At 60.9% G+C, this 19,741-nt stretch carries 16 protein-coding genes and 1 pseudogene; 13 read left to right on the top strand and 4 right to left on the bottom strand.

Annotated elements, in window-relative coordinates; genetic code table 11:
* The 3 genes and pseudogenes from GHN92_RS24060 to GHN92_RS22470 all read right to left on the bottom strand — a co-directional run.
* Positions 1-224, bottom strand: a pseudogene (locus GHN92_RS24060) (hypothetical protein); the annotation flags it as partial.
* Positions 225-295: 71 nt separating this feature from the next.
* Positions 296-2,815, bottom strand: coding sequence for a CS1-pili formation C-terminal domain-containing protein (locus GHN92_RS22475; RefSeq protein WP_153381181.1), 2,520 nt, complete (start codon positions 2,813-2,815; stop codon positions 296-298).
* A gap of 101 nt (positions 2,816-2,916) precedes the next feature.
* Positions 2,917-3,411, bottom strand: coding sequence for a CS1 type fimbrial major subunit (locus GHN92_RS22470; protein ID WP_232527604.1), 495 nt, complete (start codon positions 3,409-3,411; stop codon positions 2,917-2,919).
* Positions 3,412-4,015: 604 nt separating this feature from the next.
* Here GHN92_RS22470 and GHN92_RS22465 point away from each other — a divergent pair.
* The 13 genes from GHN92_RS22465 (at position 4,016) to GHN92_RS22405 (ending at position 18,873) form a co-directional block, all read left to right on the top strand.
* A complete protein-coding gene (locus GHN92_RS22465; RefSeq protein WP_095002410.1) occupies positions 4,016-4,780 on the top strand; it encodes an enoyl-CoA hydratase family protein in 765 nt (254 codons plus the stop codon).
* Between the two features lie 10 nt (positions 4,781-4,790).
* Positions 4,791-5,945: an acyl-CoA dehydrogenase family protein gene (locus GHN92_RS22460; protein ID WP_095021350.1), complete on the top strand. Its 1,155-nt coding sequence runs from the start codon at positions 4,791-4,793 to the stop codon at positions 5,943-5,945.
* 8 nt (positions 5,946-5,953) lie between these two features.
* Positions 5,954-7,012, top strand: coding sequence for an acyl-CoA dehydrogenase family protein (locus GHN92_RS22455; RefSeq protein ID WP_095002412.1), 1,059 nt, complete (start codon positions 5,954-5,956; stop codon positions 7,010-7,012).
* A 3-nt stretch (positions 7,013-7,015) separates the two neighbouring features.
* Positions 7,016-8,167 carry an acetyl-CoA C-acetyltransferase gene (locus GHN92_RS22450; RefSeq protein WP_153381179.1) on the top strand — a complete coding sequence of 384 codons (1,152 nt, stop codon included), beginning with the start codon at positions 7,016-7,018 and terminating at the stop codon, positions 8,165-8,167.
* A 10-nt stretch (positions 8,168-8,177) separates the two neighbouring features.
* Positions 8,178-9,056, top strand: coding sequence for an SDR family oxidoreductase (locus tag GHN92_RS22445; RefSeq protein ID WP_095018872.1), 879 nt, complete (start codon positions 8,178-8,180; stop codon positions 9,054-9,056).
* Between the two features lie 88 nt (positions 9,057-9,144).
* A complete protein-coding gene (locus GHN92_RS22440) occupies positions 9,145-9,930 on the top strand; it encodes an SDR family oxidoreductase (protein WP_153381177.1) in 786 nt (261 codons plus the stop codon).
* Positions 9,931-9,940: 10 nt separating this feature from the next.
* Positions 9,941-10,411, top strand: a complete 471-nt coding sequence (locus GHN92_RS22435) for a MaoC family dehydratase (protein WP_095002416.1) — start codon at positions 9,941-9,943, stop codon at positions 10,409-10,411.
* A gap of 9 nt (positions 10,412-10,420) precedes the next feature.
* Positions 10,421-11,629, top strand: coding sequence for an acetyl-CoA C-acyltransferase (locus GHN92_RS22430; RefSeq protein ID WP_095002417.1), 1,209 nt, complete (start codon positions 10,421-10,423; stop codon positions 11,627-11,629).
* A 146-nt stretch (positions 11,630-11,775) separates the two neighbouring features.
* Complete coding sequence (locus GHN92_RS22425; RefSeq protein ID WP_153381174.1) at positions 11,776-13,872, top strand: bifunctional diguanylate cyclase/phosphodiesterase; 2,097 nt, start codon at positions 11,776-11,778, stop codon at positions 13,870-13,872.
* A 66-nt stretch (positions 13,873-13,938) separates the two neighbouring features.
* Positions 13,939-14,685, top strand: coding sequence for an SDR family oxidoreductase (locus GHN92_RS22420; RefSeq protein WP_095002419.1), 747 nt, complete (start codon positions 13,939-13,941; stop codon positions 14,683-14,685).
* 177 nt (positions 14,686-14,862) lie between these two features.
* On the top strand, positions 14,863-15,363 hold the full coding sequence (locus GHN92_RS22415; protein ID WP_095002420.1) for a sigma-70 family RNA polymerase sigma factor: 501 nt from the start codon (positions 14,863-14,865) through the stop codon (positions 15,361-15,363).
* Positions 15,360-16,337 carry a FecR family protein gene (locus tag GHN92_RS22410; RefSeq protein ID WP_153381172.1) on the top strand — a complete coding sequence of 326 codons (978 nt, stop codon included), beginning with the start codon at positions 15,360-15,362 and terminating at the stop codon, positions 16,335-16,337. Before GHN92_RS22415 ends, GHN92_RS22410 begins: the two co-directional genes overlap by 4 nt.
* A gap of 100 nt (positions 16,338-16,437) precedes the next feature.
* A complete protein-coding gene (locus GHN92_RS22405; RefSeq protein ID WP_153381162.1) occupies positions 16,438-18,873 on the top strand; it encodes a TonB-dependent siderophore receptor in 2,436 nt (811 codons plus the stop codon).
* A 30-nt stretch (positions 18,874-18,903) separates the two neighbouring features.
* On the opposite strand, the gene GHN92_RS22400 is transcribed toward GHN92_RS22405, so the two are convergent.
* A partial coding sequence (locus GHN92_RS22400) for an AGE family epimerase/isomerase (protein WP_178102678.1) occupies positions 18,904-19,741 on the bottom strand: 838 nt, incomplete at its 5' end.

Genomic DNA, 19,741 nt, shown 5'->3' with positions numbered 1-19,741 from the left:
GCTGAGTTCGGAATAGGACATAGGGGCAGCACCGTACCGGAAAGGTCAGGTGTTGCACTCAGTTTTCGCGGCCGCCGTGTTTTATTCGTAAATACATTGCGATTGGGAAAGGCGGGGTCAGGTTTGAACTCTGCATTTATTGTTATCTCTACCCCGTGAGTATTGGGCGGGGCAACAAGGCCACAAACAAAAATCAATACAATACCGGCAGCGGTTTTTGCCATCCGATTTAGCCTGCGGCTTTGTACCAGACTCAATAAACACTTTACGTTGAAGTCCGCTAGATTGTTCCGCTTCATCCTGCTGCCTCAACATTATTAGCCGATTCAGCCAACGTGTCGGGATGGCAACGCAGGTCGCCGATTTCCAGCACATTGTTTTGCAACAGGGTTTTGTTTATCTCGATACGGAACTGGCAGAGCAATGTTTCATCCTTGCGTACTTCCAGAGTGGGGGTGCCGGCGTTCATTTCCATTGAGAAGAAACCGTCTACTTCGCTGATGCCGCGGCTGGTGGGGTTGATGATGTGATGACCCTTGAGCGGGTTGCCGTCCGCGTCAATCAAGCGGCCAAACACGGTGACGGTATTCACCACGTTGATCTTGCGATAGCCCACGCCGCCTTTATTCAAGTGATAACGGGCGCGAGGTGGCTGGATCGCAGCGGCGGGCACGTGGTTGCCCTGAAAGTCGAAACTGACTGAGCTGCTCTCGTACGCGGTGAGGGGAATATAGTTGCGGCCGGGGCGCAGCATGGTGCTGCCACCGCTGAGGTCATCGGCACGCAAGGCAATGTTGGCGATATCGGACTCGACGTCGACGATCATTCCGGCCCCGCGCCCGGAGGGCTCACTGCTCATGGCCATGGTCAAGCCGCTCAGGGCGATGGTGCTGTCCAGGTTAAGGCCACCGCTCAGGTAGCCGTTATAAGACGAGCGTTGTACAAAGGTATCGGCGCTGAGGCTGTCGGTCAGGAAGGTGGCCCGGCCATTGACGCCCACTCCGTAGGTATCGGTACTTGCGGTGGCAGCCACGCTTTGCAGGACGTGGCCTTCGATATTTTTGCTGTAACTGAGGGAGGCATTGTTGTCACGCTCACCGTCCCGGCCGGTGCGTGACCCCAGGCTGGCTGACCAGCGTTCACCCGGGCCGCCGAGGGCCAGGCTGATGCTCAGGTCGACCCCGCGATTGCGCTTGTTGCCGGAACTGAGGCTGCCGGGTCGATCAAAGACCGATAAACGCCAGTTACCGTCGCTGCCAAACAGGTGCGTGGGTTGCGCCCAGCCCACGTCCAGGCCGTAGCCGCGGCTATAGCCATTGCTGTGGGAGAGGCGGGCACTCAAGGTGCTTTGCAGGCCGAAGCGATGGTTCAGGGACAGGGCGGTAGTGCTGGTCTGGCCCACATAGCTGGACTTTGTGCGCAGGCGCGTGCCGTCCGGCAGGGTTTCGTAGGTGTTACGGGTGTCGAGCCAGCTGCGGTTGTGGTTGAACACGACATTGCCGAGGCCGTAGTGGTATTGGCCGTTAAGGTCGACACCGGTGCCGTAGCTTTGAGTCTTGTAAAGATTGGCATAAAAGGTGAGATTGCTGGCCAGCGTCCAGTCAATGGCGGTGCCCCATTGCATCCTGTTTTTTACCTGGCGCGCAGACAGACCCAGGATGGCACGCGGGTGCAGCAGGTAATTGAGCGAGGCGCCGGCGGTCATGTCGCCGGTGGCCTGGTCGTCCCAGTTGCTCAGCAGTTTGCTTTCGCGTCCGGCGAACAGGTTATAGCGCCATGGGTCGTCGTAGTTGCGCCAGTTGGACGGTTTATAGATCAGCTCCGAAGACGTGCTGCTAACTCGGCCGTCTTCGACCAGGCGAACCTCGACTTCGTAAATACCGCTGGGCAAGGGGCGGGTATCGAGGCTCTGCAAACCGGCGGCAACCAGTTGGGAATTGATCAACAGGCCGTTGCGGTAGATTTGTGCCGTTGCCGGACGACTGGCGGTGACATACACCGGGTATACGCCGGGTTTGGCTTGATCGATGACCAGGCTGTCGGAACTGCCATACATGATGCCCACTGTGGTATCGGGGCTGGCGCCAAAAGTGCGAATTTGCCGGGTCAAACCTTCGGAGCCTGGAGTGAAATAGCCCAGGCGCAGAAATGTACCTTCCAGTTCACGCTGGGTGTGGGCTTCATAGACAGCATGTTTGAGCTGACTTTGGTCCGGACCATCCATGCGTGTGAGTTGCAGGTTGAGCGTTTGGCTCCAGTGGCCGATGCTGCCGCTGGCCTCCAGGCCATAACGACCGTCAACTTGCTCTCGCTGGCCGGCGGTGAGGTTTAGCTGATTGCGCACAATCAAACCGCCGCTGCCGCCGCTGGGCAGTTCGTGATAGCGGCTCTTCTGATAATCCTGTTCCGCCCTGGCGGTCAGCAACGAGACCATGGAGTTTTCCAGGTTGTAATGAACCGCCATTAACTGTTCGGGGCATTTGCCAGTGCAGGCTCCCAGTTGCACTCCTTGCTGGAGAAACTCCGACCAGGTGTCGCGCTCACTGGCCGGAATCTGGCTGGCGTTGAAGTCGGTGAACTCAAGGAGGGTCAGACGATCATCGCGGGTCAGTACGACCATGGCTTCACCCACCAGTTGCGAGTTGCGCTCGACCTGAACGGCCAGCGGTACATCGAAAAGGTGCTCTTCGAAGTCAGCCGGCAAGCCTTTGGCCTGGGCAAGCAAACTTCGGGGTGTACTGACTTCTGCGGCTGCCATTGATGCTGCAGGGAACAACAAGGCCAGCGTCACCGCGATGCGAGTCATCGGGAACATAAACGCAATACTCTAATAACGGACAGTCAATCCAGAAGAGGCGCCCGGTCGAAAACCGACCGGGCGCGGGTATCGCCAGATGAATCAACGGTGTTGGCAGATCAGGGGGTGGGTGGCGTGCTGTCGAACATCACGGTAAATGCGGTACTGAAATTGCCAGAGGCACCTGTTGGTATGGCGCCAGCAGATACCTCCAGCTCTGCAGTACCGCCTGCGGCGGAGGCGGGGGCGGTTGCCACCTCCAGGGCTGCAGCCGTAAGGGTCACACCGTTGAATTTGGTGGTCAGAGGGATGTTGTGCGCAGTGTTACCGTTGAACAGCGCCCGTGGCCCGCCATCGATATACGCGCGCAATGCACCGCCTGTGCTCTTGTAGGTGAAGTTTTCACGAAGGCTGTTGATTTTGTTTTGGCCGATGTCATAGCCCATTACTTCAGCCTGACCGAAGGTCGGGCTAGAGGCTTGTGCATAGAAAGCAGTGCTTGGAACAGTGGCGCTGATATTAATCTGGGTACTTGTACTGTCGGCAGCCCATGCACTGGAAACACCGAACACCATTACTGCCGCAGCAACCAGAGCGGTTTTGTTTATTAACATTTTGTTTACCTGTTGTATAATAGGTGTAAAGGAACATGCATTTGTGGAAACAGAGTGTTTTCCAATCGGCCGAGGATGATTAAGTTTGAATTCCGTCCAGATATCTGGCGTTTGTCATCAGGCTGGAATGGGCTTTCGACCCCCGGCTGGTCAAGCTGGATCAGAATATTAGAATTTCAGGATGGTTAAAGTAGCCAAGTGCGAACGTTTAAGTGGCTTTGGTCTTGCGATCTTGCGGCTTTCTTCCTTTGATAGTTGAGTGAATAATCCTGCTTGTATGAGTTCCTCCTGTAAGTGCAGGCTATGGCAACAAGTTGTATTGTTTGAGCTTTGTTATTTTCTGCTGGGGCGGCTGATCTGTTTTTATAAGAGAGTGCTGTGTTGTTTGAGTGAAATATCCAAGTGAAACGTAAGTTCATTAGTTCTTATGGCGTAGGGTGTGATTAATTAATGATGATTGATCGCTGCCGCGGTCATTTACTTGTGGCTATAAGGGCGTGCGCCTGTGGCTCTGTGTCTTATGTTTAGTCTCAACGGACGATGATCCGCCTCGCGCGCCTTCCCATACTGCTCCCATGGTTTTTTTGCCAATCCAGGAGCACATGTGAACAGCGCAGCCCATACCGCATTTCAGACCAGTATCGACGCGGGCGTCGCTGAACTGGTGATCGACCGGCCACCGGTCAATGCCCTCGACAGCCAGGAATGGCTCGATCTGGCACGTACTCTCGAAGCATTGGGACAAGACCCGCAAGTGCGAGTCATCGTGATCCGCTCCGAGGGCCGTGGCTTCTGCGCCGGGGTCGATATCAAGGAACTGGACGCCCACCCCGAACGTATCGTGACCGTCAATGCCGGCAACTACGCCACCTTCAAGGCCATTCACCGCAATCCGGTGCCGGTGATTGTTGCCGTGCATGGCTATGTGCTGGGTGGCGGGATCGGTATTACCGGCGCTGCCGATATTGTCGTTGCCTCCGATTGCGCCAGTTTTGCCTTACCCGAAGTGGATCGCGGCGCCATGGGCGGCGGGGCGCATTTGCAGCGTCTGTTCCCGGTGCAGAAAGTCCGTTATCTGTTTTTGACCGGCGACAAGATCAGTGCCGTTGACGCCCAGCAATACGGCTTTATCGAGCGCGTGGTACCCCGTGAGCAATTGCGTGAAACCGCGCTGCAAATTGCCCGCAAGATCGCCAGCAAAAGCCCGGACATGATCCGCATCGCCAAGGAGGCCCTGAACGGTATCGAAGACGGCAACCTGGAAGACAAATACCGCTGGGAACAGGGGTTCACGCTGCAGGCCTACAACAGCACGGACTCCGCCGAAACCCGCCGCGCATTCGTTGAAAAACGCGACGCCAACTTCTGAGGAGCTGACGATGGATCTGACCTACTCCCCCAAACAAAAGGCCTTTCGCCAGGAGGTGCGCCAATGGCTGGCGGACAACCTGCCGACCACGCCGCTGGCCAGCTACGATACCCGCGAGGGCTTCGAGCAGCACCGCCAGTGGGAAGCCAAATTATTCGAAAACCGTCTGTCGATGGTCATGTGGCCCACCGAGCTGGGCGGGCGCGGCTGCGACCTGATCGAGTGGCTGATTTTCGAAGAGGAATATTACGGCGCCGGCGGGCCGATGCGGGTCAATCAGAACGGCCAGCTGTTGCTCGGCCCGACGCTGATGGAGTTCGGCACCGAGGCGCAAAAACTGCGTTTCCTGCCGCGCATGGCCGCCAGTACCGACATGTGGGCCCAGGGCTGGTCCGAACCGAACGCAGGTTCCGACATGGCCGCTATCACCAGCAAGGCCACCCGCGATGGCGACAGCTACGTGCTCAACGGCCAGAAAACCTGGTCCACACGAGCGATTTTTGCCGACTGGCTGTTCGGCCTGTTCCGTAGCGATCCGTCGTCCAGCCGCCATCACGGGCTGTCCTTCGTGATGGTGCCGCTCAATGCACCGGGTGTTACCGTACGCCCGATCAAGGCCCTGAACGGCAAGGATGCGTTTGCCGAAGTGTTCTTTGATGACGTGCGCATCCCGCTGGAAAACCGTATTGGCGATGAAGGCCAGGGCTGGCATGTGGCAATGGCCACTGCCGGCTTCGAGCGAGGTCTGCTGCTGCGTTCCCCGGCCCGTTTTCAATACACGGCGCGCAAATTGGTGGAGCTGTACCAGGCCAACCGCGCCAGCGCCGATCGTGATCCTAGCCTTGGCGAGGCGGTGTGCAAGGCCTGGTCGGACGCCCAGGCTTACGCCCTGTCTGCGTACCACACCGTGGGCCGCCTGAGCCGCGGGGCACAGATTGGCGCCGAGTCGAGCACCAACAAAATATTCTGGTCGGAGCTGGATCTGCGCATGCACGAAACCGCCATGCGCATTCTCGGCGCCAGTGGCGAGCTGACCGGTCAATCGGTGGGCGGCTACAGCTGGCTGGACGGCTTTTTGTTCGCCCAGGCCGGGCCCATTTACGCCGGCACCAACGAGATCCAGCGCAACATTATCGCCGAGCGCATGCTCGGCCTGCCGAAGTGAGGCCGGGCATGGACTTTACCTTTACCGAAGACCAGATCTCTTTTCGCGAGGCCATCAGCCGTTTTCTGATGACCGAAGCGGCCCCCGAAATGCTCCGTGAAATCTGGGAAACCGATGTCGGTCGCTCCCCGGATTTGCGTAACAAGATCGCCGAGCAGGGCCTGACCGCATTGTCGATCCCCGAGGCCTTCGGTGGCCTGGGCATGGACGATGTGGCCTGGGCCCTGATGACCCAGGAACTGGGTTACTACGCCATTCCTGATTCCCTGGGTGATACCGCTTATGTGGCCAGTGCGCTGATCGCCGGGCTGGATGACGGCGTAGCCCGTCGCGGCGAATGGCTGGAACGCATTGCCGACGGCAGTTTGCGGGTGGCCATCGGGCACCCGGTCAATCCGCTGGTGGCCGATGCCGCCCACGCTGACTTACTGCTGCTGGCCCATGGCGATGAAGTCCACGCCGTGCCGCGTAGCCAGGTGGATGTGCAAAATCACGCCAGTATCGATGCCTCTCGGCGCCTGGCGCAGGTCAGTTGGCAACCCGGCGCAGCCACCCTGGTGGCGCAGGGCGAACAGGGCCGCCAGCTGTGGGCGCAAACCCTTGATCGTGGCGCGCTGTCGGTGGCCGGGCAGTTGCTCGGGCTGGCTCAGCGCATGCTGGATTTATCGGTGGACTACGCCGCGCAGCGTAAACAATTCGGTAAGCCCATCGGCAGTTTTCAGGCAGTCAAGCATCATCTGGCCGACGTGGCTACTGCGCTGGAGTTCGCCAAACCGGTGCTGTACCGCGCCGCTTACGCCCTGGCACACAATGAACCGAATGCCGCCGTGTGGGTGTCCCAGGCGCGCCTGGCCAGTTGCGAAGCCAGCTGGCTGGCGGCCCGCCACGGCATCCAGGTGCATGGGGCGATGGGTTACACCTGGGAAGTCGACCTGCAAATGTTCATGAAGCGCGCCTGGGCACTGGACAGTGCCTGGGGCGACCGTGCGCTGCACAAGGCCCGTGTGGCCGAATATGTATTGAGTGGCGCGGCGCCTCTGGGCTGCGGTCACACCTTCGAGGATTGACCGATGCCTGAAGCCTATATTGTTGATGCATTGCGCAGCCCCACCGGCAAGCGCAAGGGCGGCCTGGCCCACGTCCATGCCATCGATCTCGGCGCCCATGTGCTCAAAGCACTGGTAGAGCGCAACGCAATTCCGGCCGACGAATATGACGACGTGATTTTTGGGTGTGTCGACACCATCGGCTCCCAGGCCGGTGATATCGCCCGCACCAGCTGGCTGGCCGCCGGTTTGCCGCTGAACGTGCCGGGCACCACCATCGATCGCCAGTGCGGTTCGTCACAACAGGCGCTGCACTTCGCCGCGCAGGCGGTGATGAGTGGCACCCAGGATGTGATTGCCGTGGGTGGTGTGCAAACCATGACCCAGATCCCTATTTCCTCGGCGATGCTGGCCGGGCAGCCACTGGGCTTTGCCGACCCGTTCTCCGGCAGCAAGGGCTGGCAAGCGCGCTTTGGCAAACAGCCGGTCAACCAGTTCTACGCCGCTCAGCGTATCGCCGACCACTGGAACATCAGCCGCCAGGACATGGAAGCCTATGCCCTGGAGAGCCATCGCCGGGCGCTGGCCGCCATGGCCGCGGGCCGTTTCGTCAACGAAATCGTGCCCTGCGAAGGGGTATGGGACGATGAAACACCACGCCAAACCAGCCTGGCCAAAATGGCCGAACTGGAGCCGGTGTTTGCCGAGTTTGCGTCAATCACCGCTGCGGTATCCAGCCAGACCTGCGATGCCTCGGCTGCCTTGCTGGTGGTCTCCGAGGCGGCGCTCAAACGCTACAACCTCACCCCTCGGGCGCGGATCCATCACCTGTCGGTGCTGGGCGACGACCCGATCTGGCACCTCAGGGCCCCGATTGCCGCCACCCGTGCCGCGCTGAAAAAGGCTGGCATGGGCATGCAGGACATTGACCTTGTTGAAATCAACGAAGCCTTCGCCTCGGTGGTGATGGCCTGGGCCAAGGAGCTGGATTTCGACCCGGCCAGGACCAACGCCAACGGCGGTGCAATTGCTCTCGGCCATCCGTTGGGGGCAAGCGGTGCACGGTTGATGACCGGCCTGCTCAACCAGCTTGAGCACAGCGGTGGCCGCTACGGTTTGCAGACCATGTGCGAAGGCGGCGGTCAAGCCAACGTGACGATTATTGAACGCCTCTAGGAGCAACGACATGGCAATTTGTGCAGAACGTACCGTCATCATTACCGGCGCGGGCGGCGGTTTGGGCCGCGCTTACGCGCTGGCGTTCGCCGGGCAGGGCGCCAATGTGGTGGTCAACGATATTCGTCGCGAAGCCGCCGAAGAGGTCGTGGCAGAAATCCTCCAGGCCGGTGGGCAGGCCATTGCCAATGCCGATGACATCACTACCCTGGCCACGGCACAGCACATCGTCGACGCCGCCCTGGCCGCGTTTGGCGAAGTGCATGTGCTGGTCAACAACGCCGGAATCCTGCGTGACCGCATGTTTATCAGCCTCGCTGAAGAGGACTGGGATGCGGTCATGCGTGTGCATCTCAAGGGGCATTTTTGCCTGGCCAATATCCTTGGCAAGCGCTGGCGCGACCTGGCCAAGGCCGGCCGGCCGGTGGCGGCACGGATCATCAACACCAGTTCCGGCGCGGGCCTGCAGGGGTCGGTGGGGCAGTCCAACTACAGCGCAGCCAAAGGCGGGATTGCCGCGCTGACCCTGGTGCAGGCAGCCGAGCTGGGGCGCTACGGCGTGACGGCCAATGCCCTGGCGCCGGCGGCGCGGACCTCGATGACCGAAAGCGCGATGCCGGACATGGTGAAAAAACCTGAAGACGGTGGCTTTGATTCATGGGCACCGGAAAACGTCGCGCCGCTGGTGGTATGGCTGGGCAGCGAACTGTCGGGGGATGTTACCGGGCAGATCATCGAAAGCCAGGGTGGGCGATTGTCCCTGGGCGATGGCTGGCGCACCGGGGTGACCCGCGACAAGGGCGCGCAATGGCAACCCGAAGAAGTGGGGGTTGCCCTGGGCCAGATTCTGGCCGAAGCGCCTGCACCGCAGCGGGTGTGGGGTAGCTGATACCGCTGGCCCTCACCCCAACCCCTCCCTTTGGAAGAGGGCCAGGGTGAGGGGCTTTTGATTTGCCGCTTAACAAGAGAATTCAACCATGAGACAAGCACCTCCCTATGTCCCCGGCCACCAGTTACTGGCTGGCAAGTCGATTTTGATCACTGCCGCAGCCGGCGCCGGTATCGGTTATGCCGCGGCCAAACGCTGCGCGGAAGAGGGCTGTCGCGCCCTGATGATTTCCGATATCCACCCGCGTCGTCTCGATGAGGCAGTCGAGCGGCTAAAGGCCGAAACCGGCTTGCAGGCGGTCTACGGGCAGCTGTGCAACGTCACCGTCGAAGCCGACGTGCAAGCCCTGGTCGCCGCCGCTGAGGATGCGCTGGGCGGTGTCGATGTGCTGATCAACAACGCCGGGCTTGGCGGTCAGGTGCGCCTGACCGAAATGACCGATGAGCAGTGGTCGTCGGTACTGGATATCACCCTGACCGGCACCATGCGCATGACTCGCGCCATGCTCCCGCATATGGAGCGTCGTGGTGCCGGGGCCATCGTCAACAACGCCTCGGTACTGGGCTGGCGCGCGCAAAAGGAGCAGGCCCACTACGCTGCGGCCAAGGCCGGGGTCATGGCCCTGACCCGCTGCAGCGCCCTGGAAGCCGCCGAAAACGGCGTGCGGATCAACGCTGTGGCGCCGTCGATCGCCCTGCACGACTTTCTGAAAAAAGCCGCCAGCAGCGAATTGCTCGACCAGCTCACCAGCCGCGAAGCCTTTGGCCGCGCCGCCGAAGTGTGGGAAGTGGCCAATGTCATGGTGTTTCTGGCCAGTGACTATGCCTCGTACATGGTCGGCGAAGTGCTGCCCGTCAGCTCGCAACAAGCGTGAGGAACAGAGCATGAGCACAGTTTTCAGCAGCACCGGGCAGTTGCTGGCGGCCGAGGGCATGGATCTGGGGCGCACAGACTGGCTGCTGCTGACCCAGGAACGGATCAACCTGTTTGCCGAAGCCACGGGCGATCACCAGTGGATCCATGTCGACCCTCAGCGCGCCGCCACCGGGCCATTTGGCGCCTGCATCGCCCATGGTTACCTGACCCTGGCCCTGGCCAATCTGTTTATGCCGCAACTGATGCAGTTCGAGAACCTGGCCATGGGCGTCAACTACGGCAGTGACCGCCTGCGCTTCCCTGCGCCGGTCAAGGTCGGTTCGCGGATTCGCGGCCATGGCCAGTTGGTGCGGGTCGAGATGCAGGGCCAGGCCGTGCAGGCTGTAGTGCGCATGAGCGTCGAAATCGAGGGCAGCGAACGCCCCGGCTGCGTGGTGGACACCATCAGCCGCTACACCTTCAACCCCCTTGAACAGTGAGCCTTGAACATGAATTTGAATGACGTTGTGATCGTATCCACCGCCCGCACTGCCTTGACCAAATCCTTTCGTGGCTCGTTCAACGATACCGAGGCGCCTGTGCTGGGCGGTCACGTGGTGCGTGCCGTGGTCGAGCGCGCGGGTATCGAGCCGGGTTCGGTGGAAGACGTGATCATGGGTGCCGCCGCCCAGCAGGGCACTCAGAGTTACAACATCGGCCGCCTGTGTGCGTACACCGGCGGTTTGCCCGATACTGTGCCGGGCATGGCGCTCGATCGCATGTGCGCCTCGGGCCTGATGAGTATCGGCGTGGCGGCCAATGGCATCATGACCGGCGAAATGAAGATTGCCGTGGCCGGTGGCGTGGAGTCATTGTCGCTGACCCAGAACAAGTACAAAAACACCTACCGCGCCCAGTCCGAGGCCGTGCTTGAGTGCATGCCGACGGCTTATATTCCGATGCTCGAAACAGCCGAAATCGTGTCGCGGCGCTACAACATCAGCCGCGAGGTACAGGATCAGTATGCGTTGCAGAGCCAGCAACGTACTGCCGCCGCCCAGGCTGAGGGCCTGTTTGCCGATGAGATCGTGCCCTTGGCGGCGCGCAAGCTGTGCTTTGACAAGGAAGGCAAGCCCGCCGGTCATCAGGACGTGATCGCGGACCGTGACGAGTGCAACCGTCCCTCCACCACCCTTGAAGACCTGTCGACCCTCAAACCGGTGTGGAAAGACGGCAAGTGGATTGAACAGGGTGAGTTCATCACGGCAGGCAACGCCTCGCAGTTTTCCGATGGGGCCGCTGCGGTATTGCTGATGAGCCGTGCCGAAGCCAGGCAGCGCGGTATCGAAGCACTGGGCGTGTATCGCGGGATTGCCGTGAGTGGTTGTGCACCGGAGGAAATGGGCATTGGTCCGGTGTATGCGATTCCCAAGTTGCTCAAACGTTTTGGCCTGACCGTTGCGGATATTGACCTCTGGGAGATCAACGAAGCGTTCGCCTGTCAGGTGGTGCATTGCCGTGACTTTCTGCAGATCCCCAATGACCGCCTGAACGTCAATGGCGGGGCGATAGCCATTGGTCATCCGTTCGGCATGTCGGGTGCACGGATGGTGGGTCACAGCCTGCTCGAAGGTCGCCGCCGTGGTGCGCGGTTTGTCGTGGTTGCCATGTGCATTGGCGGCGGGATGGGGGCGGCGGGGTTGTTTGAGCTGAGCTGAAGGCAGGAGGACAGTTTCTTTGTGGGAGCGGGCATGGAGCTTAAGGATTTAGTCGCGCGGATAGGTGCGTAAATGCAGGGAAGCAGTACAATTGCGCTTCTTTACCGGGCATGGACGCTGTTCGGCATCTGTTCACGAGTAGGCCCATGGTTTCCGCTAGTTACTCCCCCGCGCTGGTCCTGATTTCCCTGTGTGTGGCCATTCTGGCCTCTTATACCGCCCTTGACCTGAGTGGTCGCATCGCCACGGCGCGCGGCCGTACCCAGTACCTGTGGATTGCCGGCGGTGCACTGGCAATGGGCTTTGGCGTGTGGTCGATGCACTTTATCGGCATGCTCGCGTTGCAGTTGCCACTGGCGCTGGGCTACGACCTGGGGCTGACCCTGTGGTCATTGCTGGTTGCCATCCTGTCTTCGGGCTTTGCCTTGTGGCTGGTCAGCCAGCCGCGTTTGCCGGCGCTGCAGTTGTTGTTCGGCGCCCTGATCATGGGCGCGGGCATCAGCGCCATGCACTACAGCGGCATGGCCGCGTTGCGCATGCAACCGGGCATCGATTACGACCCGGCACTGTTTGGCCTGTCGCTGGTGATTGCGGTGGGGGCCTCGGCGGCCGCGTTGTCGATCGCGTTTCGTCTGCGCCGGCAAACCCCTTACGTGCGGCTGATGCGCGGTGGTGCTGCGGTAATCATGGGGCTGGCCATTGTCGGCATGCATTACACCGGTATGGCTGCGGCGAATTTTCCCATCGGCAGTTTTTGCGGTGCCGCCATCGACGGTCTGAGCGGTAACGGCCTGGACAATCTGGTACTGGTGTCCAGCCTGGCGGTATTGGTCATCGCCCTGCTGACCTCTATTTTTGATGCCCGCCTCGATGCCCGTACAGCTGCCCTGGCGGACTCCCTGACCCTGGCCAACGAAGAGCTGACCCAACTGGCGCTGCACGACACCCTGACCGGGTTGCCCAACCGCATCCTGCTGGCTGACCGTATCGGTCAGGCGATGAGCAAGGTGGCGGAGCAGGGCGGCTGCTTCTCGCTGATGTTTATCGACCTCGATGGCTTCAAGCCGGTCAACGATGCCTTTGGTCATCATCTGGGCGACCGTTTGCTGCGGGAAGTTGCCCTGCGCCTGCGCGAGCAGTTGCGCAGCCAGGACACCCTGGCGCGTATTGGCGGCGACGAATTTGTGCTGCTGGTGCGTCTGCTGGAGCCTGATGACGCACCGCAAGTGGCAGCGCGGCAGGTGGGTCTGTTGTCCAGGGCGTTCCGGGTCGATGAGCATGAGCTGCTGATCTCCGCCAGTGTTGGTATCGCCCTGTACCCCGGCAATGGCCTGACCGCCGAAGAGCTGCTGATGAACGCCGATGCGGCGATGTATCACGCCAAGGGCGCGGGCAAAAATGGCTACAGCTTTTTCGACGCGTCGATGAACACCAATGCCCGCAAGCAATTGCAACTGCTGCAGGACTTGCGTCAGGCCCTGGAGCTGCAGCAGTTTCGCCTGCACTACCAGCCCAAGTTCGATGCCAGCAACAGCCGGCCGGTGGGGGCCGAAGCGCTGTTGCGCTGGGAGCATCCGCAGCAAGGGTTGCTGCTGCCGGAAAGTTTTATCGACCTGGCGGAAAAAACCGGCCTGATCATCCCCATCGGTGACTGGGTGCTCAATGAAGCCTGCCGCCAGATGCGCATCTGGTTCGATCAGGGCTATAGCCACTGGCGCATTGCGGTCAACCTGTCGGCATTGCAGTTCTGCTATTCAGGGCTGGTTGACAGCGTGGTCGCGGCGCTGGAGCGTCATCGGTTGCCGGCCAACAGCCTGACCCTGGAAATCACCGAAACCACCGCCATGAGCGATGCCGATGCGAGCATGGTGGTGTTGCAGCGGCTGTCGCAAATGGGCGTGGACCTGTCCATCGATGACTTTGGCACTGGCTATTCCAGCCTGATGTACCTCAAGCGCCTGCCCGCCAATGAACTGAAAATCGACCGCGGTTTTGTGCGCGACCTGGAGCACGACAGCGACGATGCGGCGATTGTCTCGGCCATTGTCGCGCTGGGCCAGGCCCTGGGTTTGCGTATCGTCGCCGAAGGGGTGGAGACCGATACCCAGCAAAGTTTTTTAACCACGCTTGGCTGTGATGCCCTGCAAGGTTTTCTGCTGGGCGAGCCGCTGCCGGCGGAGCAATTCATGGCCGATATCCAAGGTGCCGAACCCGCCGGGCCGGGCAACAAAACAGCGACCTGACAAAACCGGGCCTTCGCGGTTATTCTGACAGCCAGATTTGGATCGGTGTAAGGGGAACACGTATTTATGGATAAAGTCATCGTGATCACCGGCGGCAGCCGCGGCATAGGCGCTGCCACGGCCTTGCTGGCTGCAAAGCAGGGTTATCGGATCTGCATCAACTACCTGACCGATGATGCTGCGGCCCATGAGGTGCTGGCGCAGGTTCGCGCCATGGGCGCCAAGGCCATTGCCGTGCGTGCCGATGTCAGCGACGAAGAGGAAATCATTCGCCTGTTTCTCGAAGTTGACGAACAGTTGGGGCCTGTCACCGCGCTGGTCAACAACGCCGGCACCGTGGGGCTCAAATCGCGGGTCGACGAGCTGACCGACCTGCGCATCATGCACACCCTGAAAACCAATGTGCTGGGGCCCATTCTGTGTGCCAAGCATGCCGTGCTGCGCATGTCGCCACGTTACGGCGGGCAGGGCGGTAATATCGTCAACGTGTCGTCGGTGGCGGCCCGCCTGGGTTCGCCCGGTGAATACGTCGATTACGCCGCCTCCAAGGGCGCGCTGGACACTTTCACCCTGGGGCTGTCCAAGGAACTGGCGGGCGAGGGGATCCGGGTCAACGCGGTGCGGCCGGGCTATATCTTCACCGATTTTCACGCCTTGAGCGGCGATCCGGGCCGGGTCAGCAAGCTTGAACCTATCATCCCCATGGGGCGTGGCGGGCGGCCGGAAGAAGTGGCCGAAGCCATTGTTTGGCTGCTGTCGGACAAGGCGTCGTATACCACCGGCACCTTTCTTGACCTGGGCGGCGGGCGCTGAAGGTCGTGCTTTTGTGGGAGCGGGCTTGCTCGCGATGGCATCAGCGCGGTCAGGCTGAATAACCGCGCCGCCTGCATCGCGGGCAAGCCCGCTCCCACATGGCTTGCATTTATGCTTGATCCGACGATAATGCGACTTATTGCTATTTAAGTATGGTTATCTATCGTGTCGAGTCCTGTGGATCCCCAAAGGCTGCTGGCCAGTCTATATCACGACAATCACGCGTGGCTGCGCGGCTGGTTGTCGCGACAGGTACGATGCCCGCAGGATGCGGCCGATCTGGCCCAGGACACATTTTTGCGCGCTTGGGATGCCCGCCAACTGGAACGTATCCAGGAGCCTCGGGCTTACCTGAGTACCGTTGCCCGGCGCTTGCTCTGCTCACTGTGGCGGCGGCGCAAGCTTGAGCAAGCCTATCTCGACCAACTGGCCGAGCTGCCTCTGGCCTACGCACCTTCTGCAGAAGACATTGCCCTGGTCCGTGAGGCGATCGAAGCCATTGATTGCCTGCTCGAAGGTTTGCCATCGCGGGTCAAGCGCGCCTTTTTGCTCAATCGTCTTGAAGGTATGCCCCAGCAGGCCATTGCCGAGCAACTGGGCGTATCCCTGGCCACCGTTGAGCGCGACTTGCGCCGCGCTTTTGTTCATTGCCTGTCGCAAACGGCGGAGAGCCCATGAGTACAGCCAAGGTTGACCCGACCACCCGTGCCGCCATTGACTGGATGCTGCGCCTCGAGTCCGGCCAGGCCTGCCCGTCGGAGCGTCAGGTGTTCAAGGCGTGGCTGGCCGAAAACCCGGCACATCTGGCTGCGTGGCAGCGGGTCGCCGGGGTGCTCAAGGCTCCCGTAGCCGATCTGCAATCGGTTGAGCGGCGCAGCCCGGGGCAATTGCAGGCGGTACGTCGGGCGCTGCTGGCCGGTACATCGCCATCGGGCAAAAAGACCCTGCAAGGCGGCCTGCTGCTGTTGGTGCTCGGCCTGGGTGCCGCGGGTCTGGTGGATCGCGTGACGCCCCTGACGGGGTTGACGGCCGATTACCAGACAGCCACCGGCGAGCGCAAAACCGTCGAACTGGCCGATGGCAGCCTGCTCACCCTCAACGCCCGCAGTGCGGTGGATATCGACTTCAATGGCGATCAGCGCCGGGTGCACCTGCGTGAAGGCGAGTTGCAGGTGGATGTGGCAGCCGACGCCCAGCGTCCTTTTGTGGTGAGCACTGCCCAGGGCCAGGTGCAAGCCCTTGGCACGCGCTTTATGGTGCGCCAGGGCAGCACTGAAAGCCTGGCCAGCGTGCAACAGCACAGCGTGCAGTTGCACACCCTGAGCGGTCAGCAACTCCACCTCGAAACCGGTCGGGCGGCGTCATTTACCGCCACCCGGATAGACCCGCAAACCCCCACATCCCGTAGCCAGCCCGACTGGCTCGCGGGCCGGGTCGAGCTGCACGACGAACCCCTGTCAGCCCTGGTCGAGGCGCTGCGGCCCTACCAGACCGGCATGCTGCGTATCAGCCCGGAAGCCGCGCGGGTGCGGGTATTCGGTGTATTCCCGCTGGACAACACCGCACACACCCTGAATACGCTGGCGCAAACCTTGCCGATCAAGATCACGCGCTATGGGCCGTGGCTGACCCTGATCGATGTGCGCCAGTAAAAACCAATGAATGCGAATTAATTGCAGATAAGGTGAGGGGAAAGGCTTTCTCGTTGGTCAAGGTTACAACTGCCTACCTTGCAACGAGAAAGGATGCCCCATGCCGTACGCCCATCCCAAAACCTGCCTGCTGGCGCTGGCCATCACCCTGAGCATTGGCGGTTACCCGCTGAGCGCGGTGGCCGAAACCCTGTCTGGCGAGCAAAATGCCACGCGTTTTTTTGACTTGCCTGCCGCGCCCCTGGGCGTGACCCTGAGCCGCATTGCCCGCGACAGCAACCTGACCCTGTCGGTGGCCCCGGCCTTGTTGCAGGGTAAAACCTCCGCGCCGGTCAATGGCATGTACACCCCGCAACAGGCCGCCGAACGCGCGCTGGCGGGCAGCGGGCTGGGCCTGGGCGTGACCGGTAGCGGTGCCTTGAGTGTCTACCCCAATGCCGGTGACGGGGTACTGAATCTGGGCGCAACCAACGTGTCTGCGCGTCTGGGTGAGGATGGTCGTGGCCATGTTGACGGCTTTGTCGCCACCCGTTCGGCCACCGCCACCAAGACCGACACACCGATCCTCGAGATTCCGCAAACCATCAACGTGGTCACTGCTGATCAGGTTGAAGTGCAGGGCGCCCACGATCTGACCCAGGCCCTGCGCTACACCCCGGGGCTGAGCACCAACGGCTATACCGACCGCAACACCATTGCCGATGAAATCACCAGCCGCGGTTTTGCCCCGACCCTGCTCTACCTTGATGGCGCCTATCTGCCTTCGGCGGGCAGCCTGGGCGGCACCCCGCAGATCGACCCCTACACCCTGGAGCGCATCGAAGTGCTCAAGGGGCCGTCCTCCGTTCTGTACGGGCAAAACCAGCCGGGGGGCATGATCAATATGGTGGCCAAGCGCCCGAGCACCGAGGCCAGGCATCAAATCAAGGTCGGCACCGGCAGCTTTGACCGTTACAACCTGGCCTTCGATACCACCGGCCCGCTGGATGAAGGCAAAACCCTGAGCTACCGGCTGATCGGCGTCGGCAACACCGGCAGCGAGCAAATCGACTACACCGAAGATTCCCGCATGCTGCTGGCGCCCAGTCTCACCTGGGCGCCGGATGAGCGCAATGAACTGACGGTCTACGCGCAAGTGCAACGGGACGATGCCCTGGCCGACTACCAGTCCTTGCCGGCCGTGGGCAGTCTGTACCGCAACTCCCAAGGCAACAAGATAGATCGAGACTTCTTCTCGGGCGACTCGAAATGGAACGACTACAAGCGCGATCAATATGTGCTCGGCTACCAGTTTTCCCATGCCTTCAACGAGGTCATGACCTATCGCCAGAGCCTGAGCTACATCGACGTCAATGACCGTTACAAGGGCTTTTACCTGAACCGTTTCGTCACCGCCCCGGACGGCGCCACCGATACCCATGCCAGCCGCACCAAGCTCGACTGGCGCCAGCAAAACAGCTCTTATACTTTCGACAACCACCTGCAAAGTGACTTCACCACCGGGCCTGTGCAGCACACCCTGCTGGTGGGGCTCGACTACCGTGACTTCACCCGCAAGTTCCAGGGCTACAACCTGTCCGGCAGCGAGGTGATTGACCTCTACAACCCCACCAACTACCGCACCACGGGTGTGCCGACCCTGACTACCAAATGGGATAACAGGGTCAAGCAGACCGGTTTTTATGTGCAGGACCAGATCAAACTGAACAACTTTATCCTGACCATTGGCGGTCGCCAGGATTGGGCCAAGGTCGACAACAATGACTTGCTGGCCAACTCCCACGAGATCCAGAGCGATAGCAAGTTCACCGGGCGTGTGGGCCTGACCTATGTCACTTCGTTTGGTCTGGCGCCGTATATCAGCTACACCGAATCCTTCCTGCCTTCCGTGGGCACTGCGGCACCGGCCCGAGGTGGCAAGGCGTTCGTGCCCATGACGGGCAAGCAATATGAAGTGGGGGTCAAATACCAGCCCGATGAGAGCACTTTGCTCAGCGCCTCGGTATTTGAAATCACCCAGCAAAACGTCCTGACCGGTGACTTGCAGTACCAGGAGTATCAAATCCAGGAAGGCGAGGTCCGGTCGCGGGGGATCGAACTTGAAGGCAAAAGCAGTTTCAGCAACATCGACCTGATCGCCTCGCTGTCGTATCTGGACGTGTTCTACACCAAGTCCAACTATGGCAATGAAGGCAACCGCAGCGAGGCACAGGCACCCTGGGCAGCCAGCGTGTGGGCCGACTACCACTTCACCGGACAGGCCCTGGCGGGCGTGACCCTGGGCGGCGGTGCACGTTATACCGGGAAAAACTTCGGCGACTCGGATAACACTTTCAAGACGCCGTCGTTTGTGGTGTATGACGCAACGCTCAGCTATGACCTCGCGGCCCTGGATGCGAGCTTCAAGGGTGTCAGTACCCGGCTGAACGTGCAGAACCTGTTTGATCGAGAGTACGTATCTTCGTGCAACTACAGCTTTGGCTGCTACTACGGCCAGCAGCGCACGGCGTCGCTGGAGGTCAAATACGATTGGTGAGGGAGCGCTCTGCTACGGGGGCGGGATTGCTCAGCGCCGCAGCTTGAGCGCGCTGGCCAGGCTGATAGCCAACGGCAAACGGGGCAGCAGCGTGGCCTGGTAAGCATGGTAAAGGTCCGGCTTGCCCGGCCAGATGTTTTGCGAAGGCAGGTTGTCGATCCCCAGTTCGTGATGCCAGCTGCCGTTCTGGCGGTCGATCATGTACAGGTCGATATAGTCCCAGAACTGTTGATACCAGACTTCGTATTCATGCTCACCGCTGCGTTGCAACAACGCCGCCGCAGCTGCCGAGGCTTCGGCCAGGGTCCAGTGCAGACGCTCACGCACCAGCGGCTGGTGGTTCCAGTCCACGGTGTAGACGATTCCGCAGCCACCATCGACGTTCCAGCCGAACTGGCATGCACTGGCGAATAACCGCCGCGCGTCTTCCAGCAGCCATTCGGGCGCCGCCAGGCCGCGTTGCATGCGGGCCGCCTCGAGGTGCAACAGCAGGCGCGCCCATTCGAAGGCGTGGCCGGGCGTTTTGCCGAACGGGCGAAAACCGTCTGCCGGGTTGTCCCGGTTGTAATCGGGCAATGGCTGCCACTGGCTGTCGAAATGCTCCACGGGCAGGTAGCCGGATTGCGCTGCATGCTGGTGAACAAGCTTTTCGGCAATCGACAGGGCGCGATCGAGCCACAGGTCTTCATCGAGGACATCGGCCAGGGCCAGAAAAGCTTCGACACCGTGCATATTGCTGTTGGCCCCGCGATAGGCCTCGCAGTCACTCCAGTCGCCAGCAAAGCTTTCCAGCAGGGCGCCCACGATCTGACCCAGGCCCTGCGCTACACCCCGGGGCTGAGCACCAACGGCTATACCGACCGCAACA

This window comes from Pseudomonas sp. FSL R10-2964 (genome assembly GCF_009600035.1).
GTDB classification, from domain to species: domain Bacteria; phylum Pseudomonadota; class Gammaproteobacteria; order Pseudomonadales; family Pseudomonadaceae; genus Aquipseudomonas; species Aquipseudomonas bubulae.
This window is presented reverse-complemented; position numbering and strand designations above follow the sequence as displayed.